The sequence below is a fragment of the Microbacterium sp. Root180 genome, from assembly GCF_001428485.1.
Taxonomy (GTDB): Bacteria; Actinomycetota; Actinomycetes; order Actinomycetales; family Microbacteriaceae; genus Microbacterium.
The window spans coordinates 1461695-1480548 of the sequence record NZ_LMHS01000003.1; the positions used below are offsets into that span (position 1 = coordinate 1461695).

The window sequence follows — 18854 nt, forward strand, 5'->3', positions numbered from 1 at the left end:
CGGCGGGCACGTCAGCGCCCGATCTCGGTGCGCACCGCGAACAACTCCGGGAAGAAGGTGAGCTGGAGCGCGCGCTGCAGGAACGGCACGCCGCTGGAGCCGCCGGTCCCGGTCTTGAACCCGATGATGCGCTCGACGGTCTTCAGGTGCCGGAAGCGCCACAGCTGGAAGTTGTCCTCCAGATCGACGAGCTCCTCGCAGGTCTCGTACGCGGCCCAGTGCGCCTGGGGGTCGGCATAGATCTCGGCGAACAGCGGCACGAGCTCAGGCGTGAAGGTCCACGCCGTCGTGACGTCCCGCTCGAGCACCTCGGCGGGGATCGGGTAGCCCGAGCGTGCCAGCATCCCGAGGAACTCGTCGTAGAGGCTCGGGGCCTCCAGCGCCCGCTTCACGAGTGCGTGGGCGCCCGGGTCGGACTCGAACACCCGCAGCATCGCGGCGTTCTTGTTGCCGAGCGTGAACTCGACGGCACGGTACTGCGCGGACTGGAAGCCGCTGGCGTTGCCCAGCACGCCGCGGAACTGCGCGTACTCGGCAGGGGTGAGGGTGGCGAGCACCGACCACTGCTCGGTCAGCGTCTTCTGGATGTGCTTCACACGCGCGATGCACTTGAGCGCCGGCGCGAGCTGATCGGCGCGCAGCAGGGAGCACGCGGCGCCCAGTTCGTGGAGCACCAGCTTCAGCCACAGCTCCGTGGTCTGGTGCTGGATGATGAACAGCAGCTCGTCGTGGTGCTCGGGATCGCTGAGCGGATGCTGCGCCGCCAGCAGGGTGGAGAGCTCGAGGTAGCCCCCGTAGCTCATGCGGTCGGCGAAGTCGGTGACGACCGAGCCCTCGATCGTGCGGGTGTTGCCTTCGACGCCTTCGCTCACGCCGTCAGCCTAACGAGAGCGGATGCCGCTTCGTCAGGCCCGGCGACGCTTCGGGTCAGATGAGCGACAGCTCGCGGAGCTTGGCCTCGACGTCGTCGTTCGACGGCTCGACGTGGTGCGAGGCATCCGGGTAGACGACCACGGGGATGCTCGTGCGACCTGAGATCTCACGTGCGACGTCGGCGGCTGCCGGGTCGGCGACCAGGTCCACGTACGTGTAGTGGATGCCGAGCGAGTCGAGCTGACGCTTGGTGCGGACGCAGTCGCGGCACCAGTCGGCGCCGAACATCGTGAGAGTCGAGGGGGAGCTCATGCCTCCATTCTCCCGGATGGAACCTGGGTGGGCGCCGGGCGCCGGGGCCCGGCGACGGCGAGGAATTCTCACTCAGGGCGAGCCATGCGACGATGGGGGGCAGTGCAGCTTTCGATCATCGTCCCCACCTACAACGAGGCTCCCAATGTCGCGGAGCTCATCCGCCGTGTCTCGGCGGCGGTCGTGGGCATCGACGCGGAGGTCGTCTTCGTGGACGACAGCACGGACGAGACGCCCGACGTGATCCGCGAGGTGGCGGCATCCGCGTCCCTTCCCGTGCGTCTCGTGCACCGATCCTCGCGTGCCGGCGGGCTCGGCAGCGCCGTCGTCGAGGGGTTCGCGCTCGCGGAATCCGACACCTGCCTCGTGATCGACGGCGATCTGCAGCATCCGCCCGAGGACATCCCGCTTCTGTTCGAGCGGTTCCAGCGCGGCGATGCCGACGTGGTGATCGCGTCGCGCTACATCGGCGGCGGCACGGCCACGGGCCTGGCCGATCGCAGCCGCATCCTCGTCTCGAAGGCGGCCACGGCGCTCACGCGATCGATGTTCCCGATCCGGCTGCGCGATGTCACCGACCCCATGACGGGCTTCTTCCTCGTCGACCGTCGGGCGATCGATGCCGCGACGCTGCGCCCGCGGGGCTTCAAGATCCTGCTCGAGATCCTCGCGCGCAAGAACCTCCGCGTCGCCGAGGTGCCGTTCGACTTCGCGGGGCGGCACGCCGGCGAGTCGAAGGCCTCCGTGCACCAGGGGCTGCACTTCGTCGCCCAGCTCACCGCCCTGCGCTTCGGCAAGATGTCGCTCTTCGCGCTCATCGGCGGACTCGGCGCGGTGGTCAACCTCGCGATCGTCTGGGCGCTGACGGTGGCGGGGGTCGACTACATCGTCGCCGCGATCATCGCCGCCGAGGTCACCATCATCGGCAACTTCCTGCTGCTGGAGCGCTTCGTGTTCCACGACATGCGGGAAGCGGCGTCGAGCGTCTGGGTGCGGTTCGGCAAGTCATTCGGCTTCAACAACGCCGAGGCGCTCATCCGCATCCCGATCATGGCGCTCCTCGTCGAGACCTGGCACATCTCCGCGGTCGTCGCGACCGGCCTCACGCTCATCGTCGCCTTCTTCGTGCGGTTCGTCTTCCACTCGCTGGTGGTCTATGCCCCGCGTCGAGGGGGCGTCGAACCCACACGCGCGCGCCGGTTCGTCGAAGAGCTCGACGCGCAGGCGATGTCGCCGGGCGAGCTGTAGCCGTGCGGATGCCTCGGTGAGGCATCCGCACGACACGGCCCGGCGCGCGTCGCGCGCCGAGGGACGGCCCCACCCCGGATGGGGGTATCTGCCGCACGCACTCGGGGTCGACGTGCTGGCATCGGGGTGAAGCCGCCCGGGCGTGAACGCAATCTCGGAGAGACTCGCGCCACGGGCTTTCCGCGGGAAGCGGACTATCGGTGTCCGGCCACCGTCGCGAACTCCCCACGTTCGGGCCCGGACAGAGACTCGAGCGCGCGCCGCAGGGCCGTGCTCGAGGTGTGAACGGTGTACGGGAAGTACACGACCTCCACGCCCACCGCTGCGAACTCGCGCTCGAGACGGTCGCCCTTCTCGGTGCCGCGCCAGTCGTCGCCCTTGAAGAAGTGCGTGAAGCCGACCTCTCGCCAGACGTCGATCTTGTCGGGCACGGTCTCGACGTGCACGCGGTCGACGAAGCGGACGTGCCGCACGATCTCCGCGCGCTCGAGCGTCGGGATGACCGGGTCGATGCCCTTCACCGCACGCAACATCTCATCGCTGACGACGCCGGCGATGAGCACGTCGCACTGCTCCTTCGCATGTCGAAGGATGTTCAGGTGCCCGACGTGAAAAAGGTCGAAAGCACCGGCTGCATAACCAATACGCTGCGCCATATGTGAGCCCCCAGAACTCAGTTCGGCGATCCCCATCGCCGTATTTCCCCAGATGGCCACGGTCCCCACCGCGGCTGTCCCCAGCTTAGCGGGTGCGGGTGCCCTCCCGCCAGCATGATCCCGCCAGCATGATCCCGACGGCTCCGCTCACGCGGGCGCGCTCACGGAATCGCGGTGGCCGTCAGGTCGTCGAAGGAGACGATGACCGGGCCGTTGGTCGCGGACGAGCTCAGGTAGGCGGAGAGCCGCGGGGACCCGGTCGCCTGCAGTCCCGCGGTCGAGTCCGTGCTCGTGACCTGCCAGGTCGAGGGCTCCGGGCTGCCGTCGAGCCAGACCCGGGCGCGGATCGTCGTGGGCGAGGTCCCCTCCACCTGGACGCGGACCTGGACCTTCGCGCCCGCGCCGACGATCAGGCCGCCCGCGTTCGAGCTGCCGGCGAGGGCGGTGGAGCCACGCACGTTCTGGAGCACAACGCTGCCGTTGGGATTCACTCGGATCCGGGTGCCGTAGAACGATGTGCCGACCACACGCGGGAGCACCGCGATGTCGAGGTACTGGTTGGGAACGCGATCCAGCGACAGGGAGAGCGTGGTGTCGAGTCTCGACGAGCTCACGCCCCCGAGCGTCGCCGTGAGCGTCGAGCCGGCGTTCGCCGACACGCGTCCGATGCCGCCGGTGACCGACAGCTTCGCCGTGGAGTTGACGGTCCACGCGCCGCCGGTATCGGCGACGCCCCATCCGGCGGCGACGGTGCGACCGAACTGGTCACGCGCGAGCGGGCCGCCCGTGGGCGGCGCGGTGACGGTGACGTTCTTGGTGACGGTGCCGGTGGCGCCGTCGTCGTCGGTGACGGTGAGGGTGACGGGGTAGGTTCCGGATGCCGCGAAGGTGTGCNTGCGCGCGGTGATGGTGCCGTCGGTGTCGGTCGAGCCGGCCGAGTTCGCCGTGACGCTGAGTCCGTCGGCCTGCCACGTGAAGTCCGCCGTCGGCGGGGTGTTCGGCTGCGGCGGAGCGGTGACGGTGACGTTCTTGGTGACGGTGCCGGTGGCGCCGTCGTCGTCGGTGACGGTGAGGGTGACGGGGTAGGTTCCGGATGCCGCGAAGGTGTGCGTCGCGGTGGTGCCGGTCGCGGCGGTGCCGGCGAAGGACCAGGTGCGCGCGGTGATGGTGCCGTCGGTGTCGGTCGAGCCGGCCGAGTTCGCCGTGACGCTGAGTCCGTCGGCCTGCCACGTGAAGTCCGCCGTCGGCGGGGTGCGCGCGGTGATGGTGCCGTCGGTGTCGGTCGAGCCGGCCGAGTTCGCCGTGACGCTGAGTCCGTCGGCCTGCCACGTGAAGTCCGCCGTCGGCGGGACGTTCTGCGGCGGCGCGACACCCATTCGGTTCACCGAGACGTCGTCGACCGAGACGATGACCGGGCCGTTGGTCGCGGAGGAGCTCAGGTAGCTCGTGAGACGGAGACCACCGGGCTGCTGGAGTGCCGCTGTCGAGTCCGTGGCCGTGGCCGTCCACGACGTCGGCTCCTGCGCGCTGTCGAGCCAGGCTCGAGCCCGGATGGTGGTGGGGCTCGTGCCTTCCGCCTGCACCCGGATGCGGATCTTCGCGCCCGGCGTCAGCGTCGAGCCCACGACGGTTCCGCCGGCGAGCGCGGTGCCGTCGCGCATGACGTGGAGCGTGAACGTGCCGTTCGGATTGGTGACCACGCGCGCCGCGTACGCGGCGGAGCCGACCTGGCGCGCCGCCGTCGTGAAGGTCAGGGATCGATCGGGCACCCGGTCGAGGGTGACCGTCGCCCGCGCGTCGACCGAGGCCGTGTCCATCGTCGGCAGCGTGGCCGTGAGCGTCGAACCGGCGTTCGACGAGATGCGGCCCACTCCTCCGGTCGCCGACAGCTTCGTGGTCGAGTTGACCGTCCAGGCGCCGCCGGTCTCGGCTGTTCCCCACCCCGCTGCGACCGAGCGGGTGAAGGTGTCGGCGGCGAGCGGCGTCGCCGCGGGCGGCTGGACGGTGGTGGACCACGTCGGACCCCGCGTGACGCTCGTGCCGTCACTGACGGTGGCGTACCAGTCCAGCACGGTTCCCACCGGGACATCGGGTACCGGGACCGACGCGACGGCGCCGGCGGACACGGTCTGCTGTCCCACGACCGGCAGGTCTGCCGGCGGCGTCATGTCGTAGTTCCAGGTGAACGCGCTGTCCGCGTCGGTCTCGTACTGATTCAGCGTCGGCGAGTAGGTGGTCGCCGTGACCGTGCCCGCGGAGGGAGTGAACGTGTACCAGCGCAGCCACCCGTCGCCGCCGTTGGGCCGGCCCTGGAAGTCGCTGAGCGCCGCCTGGACGGGGTCGCCGCAGTCGTTCAGGTCGGAGCGGTTCGCCTCGCCGTCGAGTCCGTCGGTGAAGTGGCCGTTGACGACCAGGAAGATGTTGCAGTTGGACCGGACGAGCTTCTGCCAGATCTGCGCGCCGCTGTTGCCGGCGACATCCGTCCGCAGCTGTTGACTGCTGAGGTTCCCGGTCACGGTGAGGTAGCTGTGCGTGCTCACGATGGCGCGTCGGTCAGGGTGGGCGTCGAGCACGCGCTGCGCCCAGGCGAGCACGTCGTCGGGCGGATTGAGCTCGAGGTTCACCGTCAGGAACTTCATGCCGCCCGCCTGGAACAGCGCGTAGTTGTTCATGTTCTGGCGGTCGGCAGCATCCGGCCCGAACTGGTTCTGCCCGTAGTAGCCGCCGTACGAGGCGTTGGCCGAGTTCCACGCGGCGTCGCGATAGCGGCTCACGGGGAAGTACTGGTCGTACTTCGAGAAGTCGCCGGTGGCCAGGTCGTAGTCGTGGTTGCCGGGGATCACGGAATGCGGGATGCCGGCGTTGTCGAGGATCGCCATGCTCGTGGTCGCACGCCCCCACTGGGCATCGGAGATCCGGTTGTCCACGATGTCACCGAGCCCCGCGGCGAAGGCGAGGTTGAGCGGGGACCGGTTGTCGACGATCCACTGCAGCTGCGACTGCAGCAGCGGGGTGTTCGCGGCGGTGAGCACGTAGTTCTGGGTGTCCGGGATGACGAGGAACGTGAAGGGCGACCCGCCGGCACCGGGCTCGACCGTGCCGCGCGCCGCCGCGTGGAACGTCACCTGCAGCGATGCATCGTCGGGATCGTTGGCGCGCACGCTGAGTGGAGACCCGGGGGCGGTCGTGCCGCCGTCGACGGGTGCGACGAGAACCGGCTGGGCCGGCGGCGCTCCGCTCGCCTGTGCCGTCGCGGGCACGGCGACGAGCGCCACGCACAGAGCGAGAGTCCCCAAGACTCCTGCCGCACGGGCACGCCAGTTCTGATGTGGTCGCATCGACCTACCTCCCCAGGGTGATCGGATGCCGATGGGCTCAACGTAGCACCGGCGGAACAGGCCGCCAAGGGCCTCCCTCCGCGGGTCTCGCGCGACGCGCCGTGACGTGACTTGACAATGAGATTGCTCTTAGATATTGGATTCATAGTCACGATTCAGTTACGCTTTCCGGACCCGACCACACGTGAGGTCTGCCCCCCAGGCAGCACCTAAGCCCCGCGTGTACAACACTCCCCAGGTGGCCTGTGCATACTCGATCGTCCCTTCGCAAACTCGAAAAGAAGACCAAAAGAAAGTCCCGCGTTCTCGCCCTCCTCACTGCCGTCGCTCTTGCGGCGGGCGGCGTGTTCGGCATCTCCACCGCGGCGACAGCATCCACGTCACTGACGTTGAAGCCCGGTTCGACGCAAGTCGTCTCCATCGGAGGCAACGGCACGGTGGGAACGGCGTCGATGACCTACGTCCTCCCGAAGCTCCCCCGCTCCGGCAGTGGCACCTACACCGCGCTCCGGCTCCGTTCGAACACCGCCGGCGCCTACGTCCTGCAGACGCGTGTCTACCCGACCGGCGTCGTCCACGTGTCGCTCAAGAAGTCCACGCGCAGCGGCAAGACCGAGACGCTCACGCCGCTCGGCACCACCAAGGTGGCCGGCGCCAAGCTCGCCGCGGGCAAGCCGATCGCGCTCTCGTTCCGCATCTCGGGCTCCTCCACGACGGCGCTCAGCGGAACGGTCACGGTTGGCGGCAAGACGGTCTCCGTCGGGTTCTCCGACTCGAGCCGGCCCCTCACGACCGCCGGTCGGGCTGACTACAGCTTCTACGTCTCGTCGTCGACGCCGGGAATGTCGGCGACGGTGACCCAGCGGGCGGCCTCGCTGTCCACGCCCGCGGCCCCCGCGAAGCCGGTGGCCCCTGCGCCGGCACCGTCCAAGCCGGCACCGGCACCGGCACCGACGCCGACCCCGTCGACCCCCGCGAAGCCGGCCCCGACGCCGACTCCCACGCCGACCCCGGAGCCGACGACCCCCGCGACGCCGACTCCCACGCCGACGCCCACGCCGACCCCGACTCCCACGCCGACGCCGACCCCGCCGCCTGCGCCGGAGACGCCGTCGACCGGGTACCCGGATGCGTCCAACACCGGCGTTCCCGCCGGCGTGACGCTGACGGTGCACAACGGCGACATCACGATCAACGAGCCCAACACCGTGATCGACGGACTCGAGGTGCGAGGGATCATCACGATCAACGCTCCCGGCGCGGTCATCAAGAACTCGAAGATCGTCGGCACGTCGACGGCACGCTCCGTCGGCCTGGTCAACAACGTCGTCTCGGGAGCCTCGTTCACGATCGTCGACTCCGAGATCGCGGCCGCCGTGGAGAACACCACGTGGAACGGCATCTTCGGCAGCAACTTCACCGCGCTGCGCGTCGACGTTCACCGCGTCGTCGACCCGATCCGTGTGCTCGGCAGCAACGTGACCGTCAAGGATTCGTGGCTGCATGACTCGACGTACGACGCGACCGACCCGGCGCGCAACGGCACGCCGACGCATGACGACTCGGTGCAGATCCAGGCGGGCACGAACATCGTCCTCGAGGGCAACCGCATGGAGGACGCCCACAACGCGGCCATCATGATCTCGCAGGACACGTCGCGCACGAAGCTCGGCAGCATCCAGATCGCCGACAACTATCTGCAGGGAGGCGCGTGCACCGTCAACATCGCGCCCACCCCCAGCGCCTTCGCTCCAGCGATCACGGCGAACGTCTTCGGGCCTGAGCGCATTCACAAGGCGTGCGCGGTCATCGCGCCGACGGCGAATGCCCCCGTCCTGAAGGCGAACGTCTGGGGTGCGACGGGTCTGGCGATGTCGACCTTCACCGTCGTGCAGTAGACCGCTTCGACCGCCGATGGCCCCTGCTCCTCGAGAGCGGGGGCCATCGGCGTTCCTGGGTCAGGCGGATGCTCGGCGGCGGCCGTACTCGTCGTGCGCATAGCCGACCGCGCCGCCGACCATTCCCGCCCCACGGTAGGCGGTGCGAAGACCCCTCGCTCGGTGCTCCAGGGATCGCGAGAGCGTGCCCCACGCCCAGCGCACGAGACCTCCGGCGACGCGAACCCCGCCGCGCACGCACATCCGGGCACGCGCCATGAGCCGTCCGGGCGCGGATCCCGCCAGGGCGATGTTCACCCGCGCGGCCGTGTTGCCGAATCGGAAGGTGCGCATGAGCACCCACGCGCGAGTGAAACGCGCGGCCTCTTCCTGCTCGATCACGACCGCGTCCTGCGCCCAGCGGATGGTCCCGCCACGCGAGACCAGGAGGCGCGTGTACATGCTGTCGCTTCCGCCGGTGAGCCCGAACCGTTCGTCGAAGCGGAGACCGAGCGGGCGGATGAGGGTGAGGTCCAGCAGCAGGTTGTTCGTCGCCGCCTCGGTCATCGCCTGGCGGTCGGTGCGCACCGGGCGGATGAAGGCCCCGCTCGCCCGTACCCACGCTTCGACGTCGTCCGGGAATCGCGTCACGACGCGACCCGCGACGGCGTGCGCCCCCGTCTCCGCGTGTGCACGCAGGAGATTGCGCAGCCACGACTCCTCGGGCACCTCGTCGTCATCGATGAAGACGACGGCATCGGCGTCGGCGGACTCGTCGATGGCGCGGTTGCGGACCGCGGCGATTCCCGGTCGGGGCTCGACGGCGTAGGACACCTCGAACGATTCGGCGACGGAGCGCCCGGTGGCGGACGCATCGTTGTCGACGACCAGCACGCGCACGGTGACGCGATCGTCCGTCACCGCCCGTGCCTGGGCGGTGACGATGGCGAGGGCCGCCTCGAGGGCGGCGGGGCGCTTGAAGGTCGGTATCGCGACGACGACGATCATCAGGTTCCTTTCCGGTTCGCGTGCCGACCGCGACGCGGGCGGGCCGTGTCGAGCGCTTCGCGGTACGCCTCGGCGTGCGCCGCACCCGCGGCATCCCACTCCCTCGCCGACAGGTCGGGGCGACCGATCATGCCGCGGCCGGTGGCATCGGCCAGGCCGGCCAGCGAGTCCGCGGAGAGCTCATCCCCGAAGAAGTGAACCCAGCCCGGCCCGACCTCCGCGGCCAGCAGGCGGGTGGTCTCGTTGTCGGGGACGAGGATCGGACGATCCAGCGAGAGCGCCGCGAGAGCGGAGCCCGAGTTGTGCATGTGGCGGTACGGCAGCACGATCGCCGACGCGGCGGTCACGATCGCGACGAACTCCTCCTCGGAGAGGTAGCGAAGGTCTGCCTCGAGAGCCGGGATACGGGCGGCGGCCGCGGTGATCGCCCGTGCGAGCTCGGGGTCGGATGCTCTCCCCGCGACCGTCAGCCGGAGCTCCCCGCGATCGGCGGTCACCCGCTCGAAGGCGGCGATCAGCTGCTCCACGCCCTTGTACGGCTTGATGAGGCCGACGTACGCCAGACGATCCGGCGTGGCTGCGTTCTTGCTCATGGGGGCGAACCAGTCGCGGTAATGGCCGTGCAGGATCAGCGCGGAGGGAGTCTCGGCAACCTCGGGTGTGGTCGGAGACAACCGGATCCGGAGCGTCGTACGCCGCTCCAGCGCGGTCAGCAGTGCCACGTCGATCCGGCCGCCCTCCGGCGGCGTGATGTTGTGCACCGTCTTCACGACCGGCGTCCGGGTGAGGGAGAGGCGGGCAAGGAGCGCGGCCATCGCGGCGCGCTTGCCGATGCGGGTGAGGCCGCTGCCCGCGGCCAGCAGCGTATCGCCCCAGTGCACGTGGAAGACGTCGTAGCGCCCGAAGAGCGCGGTGCGCCACGAGAACGGGAGATGCTCGACCCCGGGCGTCCGCCGCAGGGCGTCCCGCAGCATGACGATGTACGGATTGGTGGTGGGACGGGGTGCGCCGAACGACTGCATGACCCTGATCCGCCGCATCCGCACCACCCCCGCTTAATCTAGCGGTGACGAGAGGTCGTGCGCGGGACGGGCATACTGGCACGATAGGCGCCCGTCATCTTCGGGGAGGTTCCGGGTGGAAACGATCTCACAGACATACGCGCGACTTCGGCTCGCGCAGAAGGGCCGTGCGCGTGGCGCGCCGGCCTACTCGGTGTACGTCAACCGGCCGGTCGGAAGGCTGCTGGCGGCTGTCGCGTACCGCATCGGGCTCACCCCTAACCAGGTCACCCTGGTCAGCGCGGTCTTCACCTTCACCGCGATCGCGCTGATCGCGATCGTTCCCGCCTCACCGGCGATCGGCGTGGTCATCTGGCTGCTCCTCGCGCTCGGCTACGCGTGGGACTCCGCCGACGGCCAGGTGGCGCGCCTTCGGGGCGGCGGCTCGCTCGCGGGCGAGTGGCTGGACCACTTCGTCGACGCGGCCAAGATCACGTCGCTGCACCTCGCGGTGCTCGTGGGACTCAGCAAGGCGACCGACATCCCGCAGACGTGGCTGCTGGTGCCGATCGCCTTCACGATCGTCGCCAGCACGACGTTCTTCGCGATGATCCTCAACGACCTGCTCAAGGGCAAGCGCGGCGTCGCCTCGGCGCACAGCACCGGCGGCGGCGGCATCCTGCGTTCGCTGCTCCTGCTGCCCACCGACTACGGCATCCTGATGCTCACGTTCGTGGTGTGGGGCTGGCCGCTCCTGTTCTTCGGGATCTACTCGCTGCTCTTCCTCGCGTGCGCCGCGTTCCTCGTCGCCGCCGCCATCACCTGGTTCCGTCAGATGGCGCGGCTCGACCGCGAGAACGTCACCCCGTGACGGGTGGGCGCACGGCCGTGCTGGTCGTGAGCTACGGCTCCTCCGAGATGGTCGCGGAGAACCTCCGGCGCACGACGCTTCCGGACGATGCCGTCGTGGTCGTGGTCGACAACTTCACGACCGAGGACGAACGGGCCGCCATCGGCGCGATCGCCGCCCGAGAGGGCTGGCAGCTCGTCTGCCCCGATCGGAACCTCGGGTTCGGTGCGGGCATGAACGCGGCGGCGAAGCGAGCGGCGGAATCGGATGCCGACGCCTACGTCCTCCTGAATCCCGACGCCTACCTCGAGGAGGACGGCGTCGCGAGACTCTCGGCCGCGGTCCTCGCCGAACCGGCATCCCTGATCTCGCCGCTGGTGATCCGCCCCGACGGGCGACACTTCGCGTCCGAGATGGAGCTGGATCTCGACTCCGGCTCCGTGCGCCGCATCCGCGACGGCCGCCGCTACGCGAACTCCGCGCTCTGGCTGAGCGGCGCGTGCCTCGCGATCAGCCGCCCGATGTGGGAGCGCACCGGGGGCTTCGACGATGACTACTTCCTCTACTGGGAGGACATCGACCTGTCGGTCCGCGCTGCTCGGGCCGGCGCCGCCCTGCGGGTGGACCACGATGTGCGCGCCGTCCACAGCGCCGGCGGCACACAGTCCCACGACGGTGAGGCCGCGGGCAAGTCCCCGGTGTACTACTTCTACAACGTCCGGAATCGGCTCGTGTTCGCCGCCCAGCACCTCGATCGCGCCCGGCAGCGCCGGTGGGCGCGTCGGGCGGTTCCCGCGGCGTGGGACATCCTGATGCGGGGCGGCCGACGCCAGCTGCTGCATCCGGGGCGCACGATCGTCCCCGCCGTGCGAGGGACCATGTCCGGGCTCGCCTATCTCCGGCAGAGTCGGCGCGCGGGCACGGAGGCGCCATGACCGAGGGAACGGTGATCGCCGTCACCAAGAAGCTCCACGGCCTGGGCAACCGGCTCCGCGTCACCCTCGGGGCCCGTTCGCTCGCCCGCTGGGCGTCGCGCGACTTCGCGTACACCTGGCCGACCGGCGCCGCGTTCGGCGCCACCTTCGACGAGCTGTGGCAGTTCGGCGAGAAGCGGATCAGCACCGCGCGCTCGCGCGTGCTCTCGCTGCGGCATCCGTATCGCCGGCATGACCTCGAATGGCTCGACGCCGCCCGTGACGATCGGATCTGGCAGCTGCGCACCGCCCACGCGCTGCACCTGCCGCCGGACGCCACTCCCTGGGGAGAGGAGCTGCAGTCGCTGACCCCCGTCCCGGCGATCGGCGGACGCGCGGAAGCCTTCTTCGCGCACAACCTCGCGGGGCAGCCGTACGTCGGCGTGATGGTGCGCGCCCACGCCGTCTCGAACGCCGAGACCCTCCAGCATTCGCCTGTCAGCTGGTACATCGAGCGCATGAAGGAGGTCAGCGCGCAGCATCCCGGCATGCGGTTCTTCCTCTCGGCCGACACGGCGCAGGCGCAGGCGGAGGTGATCGACGCGGTGCCCGGGACCGTCGCGCTGAGCGACAAGGGCGGCTACAACACGAAAGCCGCGCTCGTGTCGTCCGTCGTCGACCTCTATCTGCTCGCGGGGAGCACGCACCTGCTCGCGCCCCACTACTCCAGCTTTCCCGAGATCGCCCAGCAGCTCGCGGGTCCGTCGCTGCGTCTGGAGACCTCGATGACGCCGCCGGACACGCGGTTCGGTCCCGAAGACCGGCCGAGCGTGGTCTCGGACCCGCTCCGCCCGTCGGTCCGCACGATGCACTGAACGAAGATTCCTTAGGGAATTCCTGAGGTTCGCGGCGTGGCGCCCCCTGATATAGTCAGCGCGGGGACATATCTGCGGAGGCCAGCGGGAACTGGCTTCTGCGTCACATCTGGGATTCGTCGCATTGCGTTGGGTGCGTGTGCGGCGGAAGTGCACATCTGGGGGATGAGCGTGGGGAAGTCAGCGACGCTGAGGCGTCTTTCTATTCGTTTGAGTGCCGTGGCCGCGGGGGCCGCACTGTGCGCACTCGCGATCAGCGGATGCGCGCCGGAGCCGACGCCCGGCAGCCAGAACTCCGATCCTCTTCCGAGCGCGACAGTGCCCGCGCCGAACGGCGGATCGATCGACGAGACGGTCGCGCCGGTCGCTCCGGGCGAGACGCTCGAGGCGAAGCTGGGCGACACCGCCGAGCTCGAGGGCGGTGTCAACGTCACCGTGTCCGAGGTCGAGCAGCTCGACGTGAAGGCGGTCACCCCCGGCGAGATCGCAGGGCCTGCTGTCGCACTGACTCTCACGGTCGAGAACGACTCCGACGAGTCGGTCGACCTCAGCACGGCGATGGTGTCGGTGACGGGGTCCAAGGACTCCTTCGGACAGCCGACCACCTCCGAGCCGTACAGCCCGTTCCTCGGCTCCGTCGAGCCGGGCAAGTCGATTTCCGGGATCTATGTGTTCCGGCTTCCCGCTGAAGAGCGGGACTCTCTGCAGGTCACCGTCGAATACGTCGCCGGAGCGCCGATCGCGCTCTTCACGGGCGACGTGTAGGCGAAGAGAACTTCACACTGGGGTAGGGGAAACAAGATGAGCGCTGGGGCGTGGAATCTGCGTAAGTTCGTCGTAGGGGTGACGGTCTCCGCCGTCGTGGCCGCCGGTGCCGTGGTGGGGATCGCGGCACCTGCGTCCGCCGTGTCGACCACCGGACCGGCGCCGATCGAGCAGCGCAGTGCGTCGACGGTGTCGAGCGACCCGCTGCCGACCGTTCAGATCGACGCGGGTGTCGTGTGGGCGCAGGTGATCGCGGGTGACACCGTGTTCGCCGGCGGCAGCTTCACCAACGCGCGTCCCGCCGGCGCCGGTCAGGGCACCAACCTGATGCCGCGCAGCAACATCCTCGCGTACAACATCAACACCGGTGTCGCGACCTCCTTCGCGCCGGTGATCAACGGCACCGTCAAGGCGCTCGCCGTCTCACCTGATGGCAACACGCTCTACGTCGGCGGCTCCTTCAACCAGGTCGACGGACAGACTCGGTTCAACGTCGCCGCCTTCAACACGGCCACGGGCGCCCTGCTCACCACCTTCAAGCCCGCGATCGGCGGCTCGTACGTCAACGCGATCGTGGCGACCAACTCGACCGTGTACTTCGGCGGTCTGATCGGGGCAGCGGGCGGCATCACCCGCAAGAACCTCGCTGCGGTCCAGGCGTCCAATGGAGCTGTGCTGTCGTGGGCGCCGACGACCGATCTGCAGGTCGATGCGATGGTGGTCAACGCCTCGGGCTCCAAGATCATCGCCGCCGGTCGCTTCGAGACCGTGAACGGCACGACCTCTCGCGGCATGGCTGCTCTCGACCCGACCACCGGCGCTCTTGTGCCCTGGGCCGCGAACGCCACCATCAAGAACGGGCTCGCCACCGGCTCGCTCGCCGGGCGCGCGGGCATCTACTCCATCTCCACCGACACCGCCGGCGGCGTGTACGGCACGGCGTGGGTGTACTCGAACGTGAGCGTCGGCAACCTCGAGGGCATGTTCGCGCTCGAGGGCGAAACCGGCGCGGTCCGGTGGATCGCCGACTGCCACGGCGACCACTACGGCATCTTCTCCGACGGCACGAACGTCTACAGCACCGGTCATGAGCACGACTGCCAGACCGCGAACGGCCTCCCGCAGGCCAGCGGAAACCCCGGCAACATGCGCAATGCCACGGCGTACACCGCCGCCGCGAAGGGCACGCTCACGCGTTCGCCGTCCACCGGCTCCATCTACTCCGACTGGAACGGCTACCCCGCGCCCGCCGCGATCAACTGGTACCCGGACTGGATGACCGGCGTCGCGACGGGACAGGGTCAGGCGGGCTGGACCGCGACCGGAAACAGCGAGTACCTCCTCATCGGCGGCGAGTTCCCGCTGGTGAACAACATCCGCAGCCAGGGCATCGCGCGCTTCTCCGCGCACCCCGCCGGCGGGGCGAAGATGGGACCCGTGCTCAGCGGTGTCGACTGGACGCCGACTGCGAAGTCGATCGAGTCCGGCTCGGCGCGCGTGCAGTTCCCGGCCAACTGGGACCGCGACGACCTCGACCTCACCTACGAGCTGTGGGCGCAGGGCGCCGCGCAGCCGCTGGCCACCAGCACGGCGCAGGCGCCGTTCTGGAACCGTCCCACCCAGGCGCTGTCAGCCGGAGGCTTCACTCCCGGTTCGACGCAGACCTTCTACGTGATCGCCAAGGACGGCGACGGCAACTCCGCCCGGAGCGCGGACGTGTCGCTCACCATCAGCGGCGCGGCAGGCTCCACCTACGCCACGACCGTGCTCGACGACAACGCGAGCCTGTACTGGCGCCTCGGCGGCAGCAACTCCACGGGCGGGGCGGACGTCGCCGGCGGCAACAACGCGGTGATGAGCGGCGGCGTCGGCACCAACTCCGATGACGCCCTGTCCGGCGAGGCGAACGGCTCGGCCACCTTCAACGGCAGCTCCAACGGCATCGCGCGCTCGTCGGCCACTCCTCTGGGCGCGTCGTTCGCCACGGAGCTGTGGTTCAAGACGTCGACCTCGAGCGGCGGCAAGCTCGTCGGGTACGGCAGCGCCACGTCCGGCAGCTCGTCGAACCCCGATCGTCACCTCTATATGCGCAACAACGGCGCGCTCGTGTTCGGTGTCTGGCAGGGGAGCAACAAGACGATCGAGTCGCCTGCGACCTACCGCGACAACCAGTGGCACCACGCTGTGGCGCAGCTGAGCCCGACGGCCGGCATGCAGCTGTTCGTCGACGGCGCGCTGGTTGCGTCGGACAACACCACGACGGCGACCGCTCGTTCGCTCACGGGTTACTGGCGAGTCGGCGGCGACACCGTCAGCGGCTGGCCGAGCGCGCCGAGCTCGAACTACTTCAACGGGCGCATCGACGAGTTCGCGGTGTACCCGGGCACGCTGACGGCGGCGCAGGTCTCCGAGCACTACGCCCTGGGCACGGGTCTCGCCCTGCCGACGGCTGCGTTCACCGCGACGGGCGACGAGATGGCCAAGTCGTTCGACGCGAGCGCGAGCACGGCGCCGGCCGGCCGGACGATCACCTCATACGCCTGGGACTTCGGTGACGGCACGACGGGCACGGGTGTCACGGCGAGCCACACCTACGCGGCCCCCGGCGCCTACTCGGTGACCCTCACGGTCAAGGACAGCGCGAACTTCACCGCGACCAAGACCACGTCGGTGACTGCGGCTCCGCCTCACCAGGCTCCGGTCGCGGCGTTCACTCCGAACGTCGCCGGGCTGTCGACCACGTTCGACGCGTCGGCGTCGTCGGCCTCGGGGGCAGCGACGATCACGGGATACGCCTGGACCTTCGGCGATGGAGCGACCTCCACGGAAGCCGCGCCGACCCATGCATATGCCGCAGCCGGAACATACACGGCGACGCTCACGGTGACCGACAACCTGGGTGCGACGAGCACGCTCGTCAGCCACGACGTGACGGTGAGCCACGCGGCACCGGTGGCCGCGTTCACCACCTCGACGGCAGGTCTGACGGTCTCGTTCGATGCGGCGACGTCGTCGGCATCCGACGGGGCGAGCCTGCAGTACTCCTGGAACTGGGGCGACGGATCGCCCGCAGGGTCGGGGGTCAGCCCTGCGCACACGTTCGCGGCGAACGGCATCTATCCGGTCGTCCTCACGCTGACCGACAGCCTCGGCGCCACCGCGACGAAGAGCGTGAACGTGTCGGTCGCGTCGCAGGTCCTGGCCGCGCGCGACGACTTCGAGCGCACCGTCGCCACTGGATGGGGCGCGGCGCAGACCGGCGGGTCGTGGAACGGGACGACGGGCTTCTCGGTCTCCGGCGGCGCCGGCAAGATCGCGCTCAACGCCGGGCAGACCCGCACGAGCACCCTCACCGCTGTGTCCGTTCGCGACATCGACGCCACGGCGACTGTGTCGGCCGACAAGCTCGCGAACGGCGGGGGCCTCCACTTCAACCTGACGGCGCACAAGTCGACCGCCGGCGAGTACCGCCTCAAGGTGCGGACGCTGTCGACGGGCGTGGTCGCCGCGAGCATCACGAAGCTCGTCGGCACGACGGAGACGACGCTCCAGACGAAGAACCTCACCGGGTTCACGTACACCGACGGCGCCAAGCTCCGCCTCCACTGGGTCGTATCGACGACCGGCGGGACGACTGCCCTGAAGGCGAACGTGTGGTCGGATGGCGCCACGGAGCCCGCAGCATGGTTCCTGTCGACCTCCGACGGCCAGGCCGAGCTCCAGGGTGCCGGGCAGGTCGGAATCCTGTCCTACCTCTCGGGCTCGACGACGAACGTGCCGGTCACGGTCTCGCTCGACGACCTCGTGATCGTCGACACCGCGGCCTCGGCCACTCCGGTGCACGCCGACCCGGTCGCCTCGTTCACCGCGACGCCCAGCGAGCTCGCCGTGACGGCTGACGCCTCGGCCTCCTCGGCATCCGACGGCGCCACGCTGACGTACGCGTGGAACTGGGGTGACGGCGCGTCGAGCACGGGCGTCTCGCCATCGCACACCTACGCGGCGGCGGGGACCTACACGATCACCCTGACGCTCACCGACAGCCTCGGTGGGACCGCCACGAAGACGCTGTCCGTGACCGTGAGCGAGCACGTCCACCCGAACCCGGTGGCATCGTTCACTGCATCGACGAGCAACCTCGGCGTCACCGTCGATGGCTCCGGGTCCACTCCGTCGGAGGGCGCTGCCCTGACCTACGCCTGGAACTGGGGCGACGGAACCGCGGCAGGATCGGGTGCAGCAGCATCCCACACGTACGCGATGGCAGGGACCTACACCGTGACGCTGAACCTCAGCGACGCGATGGGCGGATCGGCGTCGACGGCGCAGCAGGTCACCGTGACCGCTCCGCCGGAGGTGTTCATCGCGAAGGACGACTTCGAGCGCACGGTCGCGACCGGCTGGGGAACGGCCGTCACGGGAGGTCCGTGGGGGACGACCACGGGCTTCTCCGTGGCGGACGGGGTGGGCAAGGCCACGCTCAACGCGGGCCAGACCCGGACGAACCTGCTCACGACGGTGTCCGCACAGGATGTGGACGCGCGGCTGGTGTTCAGCTCGGACGTGCTCGCCAACGGCGGCGGTCTCCACATGAACTACCTGGTGCACAAGACCACGGCCGGTGACTACCGACTCAAGCTGCGGATCGCGTCCTCGGGCGTCGTCACGGTGTCCCTCGCGAAGGTCGTGGGCACCACCGAGACCCTCATCATCAACCGGACGCTCAGCGGCTACACGCACACGGCGGGCGGCAAGCTGCAGCTGCGAGTCCAGGCCGTCACGTCCGGTGGAACCACTGCCCTGAAGGGCAAGGTGTGGGCCGACGGCACGACGGAGCCGACGGACTGGTTCGTCTCGACGACGGACGCGCAGGCGGAATTGCAGGGCGCCGGCCAGGTCGGCATCCTGACGTATCTCTCGGGCTCGGCCACCAACGTGCCGGTGACGGTGAACGTGGACAACCTCGAAGTGAAGTAACAGGCAAGAGGCGGACCGCCGAGCCGATCTCGGCGGTCCGCCTCTGCCGCAGGCACGACAGAGCAGGCTGGGAATGGGCGTCTGGGGAGACGTCTCGAAAATGGGGAGCAATCACATGGGTGGGAAGACGTTTGCCTCGACCTGGGGATCGAGACTTCGG

13 protein-coding genes and 1 pseudogene are annotated in these 18854 nt (G+C 69.5%); 7 read left to right on the forward strand and 7 right to left on the reverse strand.

All coding sequences use genetic code 11. From position 1 onward, the window contains the following. Positions 1-11: 11 nt before the first annotated feature. Both kynA and ASD93_RS14280 read right to left on the reverse strand, forming a co-directional pair. Positions 12-872: a tryptophan 2,3-dioxygenase gene (gene kynA, locus ASD93_RS14275; protein WP_056123932.1), complete on the reverse strand. Its 861-nt coding sequence runs from the start codon at positions 870-872 to the stop codon at positions 12-14. Between the two features lie 55 nt (positions 873-927). After that, positions 928-1185, reverse strand: coding sequence for a glutaredoxin family protein (locus tag ASD93_RS14280; protein ID WP_056123935.1), 258 nt, complete (start codon positions 1183-1185; stop codon positions 928-930). Between the two features lie 102 nt (positions 1186-1287). Here ASD93_RS14280 and ASD93_RS14285 point away from each other — a divergent pair, with 102 nt between their 5' ends. Further along, entirely contained in the window at positions 1288-2433 is a 1146-nt protein-coding gene (locus tag ASD93_RS14285) for a glycosyltransferase (RefSeq protein ID WP_082569350.1), read from the forward strand. A gap of 194 nt (positions 2434-2627) precedes the next feature. Here ASD93_RS14285 and ASD93_RS14290 read toward each other — a convergent pair whose 3' ends face one another. The 3 genes and pseudogenes from ASD93_RS14290 to ASD93_RS16330 all read right to left on the reverse strand — a co-directional run. Next, positions 2628-3089, reverse strand: coding sequence for an adenylyltransferase/cytidyltransferase family protein (locus ASD93_RS14290; protein ID WP_056123941.1), 462 nt, complete (start codon positions 3087-3089; stop codon positions 2628-2630). 161 nt (positions 3090-3250) lie between these two features. Next, a partial coding sequence (locus tag ASD93_RS16325; RefSeq protein ID WP_414843707.1) for a PKD domain-containing protein occupies positions 3251-3983 on the reverse strand: 733 nt, incomplete at its 5' end. 1 nt (position 3984) lies between these two features. Beyond that, positions 3985-6427, reverse strand: a pseudogene (locus tag ASD93_RS16330) (PKD domain-containing protein); the annotation flags it as partial. Positions 6428-6771: 344 nt separating this feature from the next. Between ASD93_RS16330 and ASD93_RS16060 the strand changes: the two are divergent. Then, positions 6772-8325 carry a hypothetical protein gene (locus tag ASD93_RS16060; protein ID WP_056123947.1) on the forward strand — a complete coding sequence of 518 codons (1554 nt, stop codon included), beginning with the start codon at positions 6772-6774 and terminating at the stop codon, positions 8323-8325. 60 nt (positions 8326-8385) lie between these two features. Here the strand turns inward: ASD93_RS16060 and ASD93_RS14305 are convergent, their stop codons facing one another. Beyond that, positions 8386-9312, reverse strand: a complete 927-nt coding sequence (locus ASD93_RS14305) for a glycosyltransferase family 2 protein (protein ID WP_056123950.1) — start codon at positions 9310-9312, stop codon at positions 8386-8388. Further along, positions 9312-10334, reverse strand: coding sequence for a glycosyltransferase (locus tag ASD93_RS14310; protein WP_235566964.1), 1023 nt, complete (start codon positions 10332-10334; stop codon positions 9312-9314). The genes ASD93_RS14305 and ASD93_RS14310 overlap by 1 nt, the downstream gene beginning before the upstream one ends. 115 nt (positions 10335-10449) lie before the next feature. On the opposite strand from ASD93_RS14310, the gene ASD93_RS14315 reads away from it, so the two are divergent. From ASD93_RS14315 to ASD93_RS16295, 5 genes are all read left to right on the forward strand, one after another. Beyond that, positions 10450-11184 carry a CDP-alcohol phosphatidyltransferase family protein gene (locus tag ASD93_RS14315; protein WP_056123953.1) on the forward strand — a complete coding sequence of 245 codons (735 nt, stop codon included), beginning with the start codon at positions 10450-10452 and terminating at the stop codon, positions 11182-11184. Continuing rightward, the gene (locus ASD93_RS14320) at positions 11181-12098 is read left to right on the forward strand and encodes a glycosyltransferase family 2 protein (protein WP_056123957.1); all 918 of its coding nucleotides are present in this window, start codon (positions 11181-11183) and stop codon (positions 12096-12098) included. Before ASD93_RS14315 ends, ASD93_RS14320 begins: the two co-directional genes overlap by 4 nt. After that, positions 12095-12952 (forward strand): hypothetical protein, encoded by an 858-nt coding sequence (locus tag ASD93_RS14325; RefSeq protein ID WP_056123960.1) that lies wholly within the window; start codon positions 12095-12097, stop codon positions 12950-12952. The genes ASD93_RS14320 and ASD93_RS14325 overlap by 4 nt, the downstream gene beginning before the upstream one ends. A 219-nt stretch (positions 12953-13171) precedes the next feature. Further along, a complete protein-coding gene (locus tag ASD93_RS14330) occupies positions 13172-13717 on the forward strand; it encodes a DUF4352 domain-containing protein (protein WP_056123963.1) in 546 nt (181 codons plus the stop codon). A gap of 36 nt (positions 13718-13753) precedes the next feature. Further along, positions 13754-18694: a PKD domain-containing protein gene (locus ASD93_RS16295; RefSeq protein ID WP_082569353.1), complete on the forward strand. Its 4941-nt coding sequence runs from the start codon at positions 13754-13756 to the stop codon at positions 18692-18694. Positions 18695-18854: the final 160 nt, after the last annotated feature.

Coding starts and splice junctions, on each gene's coding strand:
- ASD93_RS14280 (WP_056123935.1), bottom strand. CDS start 1,185: ATGAGCTCCCCCTCGACTCTCACGATGTTCGGCGCCGACTGGTGCCGC.
- ASD93_RS14290 (WP_056123941.1), bottom strand. CDS start 3,089: ATGGCGCAGCGTATTGGTTATGCAGCCGGTGCTTTCGACCTTTTTCAC.
- ASD93_RS14305 (WP_056123950.1), bottom strand. CDS start 9,312: ATGATCGTCGTCGTCGCGATACCGACCTTCAAGCGCCCCGCCGCCCTC.
- ASD93_RS14310 (WP_235566964.1), bottom strand. CDS start 10,334: ATGCAGTCGTTCGGCGCACCCCGTCCCACCACCAATCCGTACATCGTC.
- ASD93_RS14325 (WP_056123960.1), top strand. CDS start 12,095: ATGACCGAGGGAACGGTGATCGCCGTCACCAAGAAGCTCCACGGCCTG.
- ASD93_RS16295 (WP_082569353.1), top strand. CDS start 13,754: ATGAGCGCTGGGGCGTGGAATCTGCGTAAGTTCGTCGTAGGGGTGACG.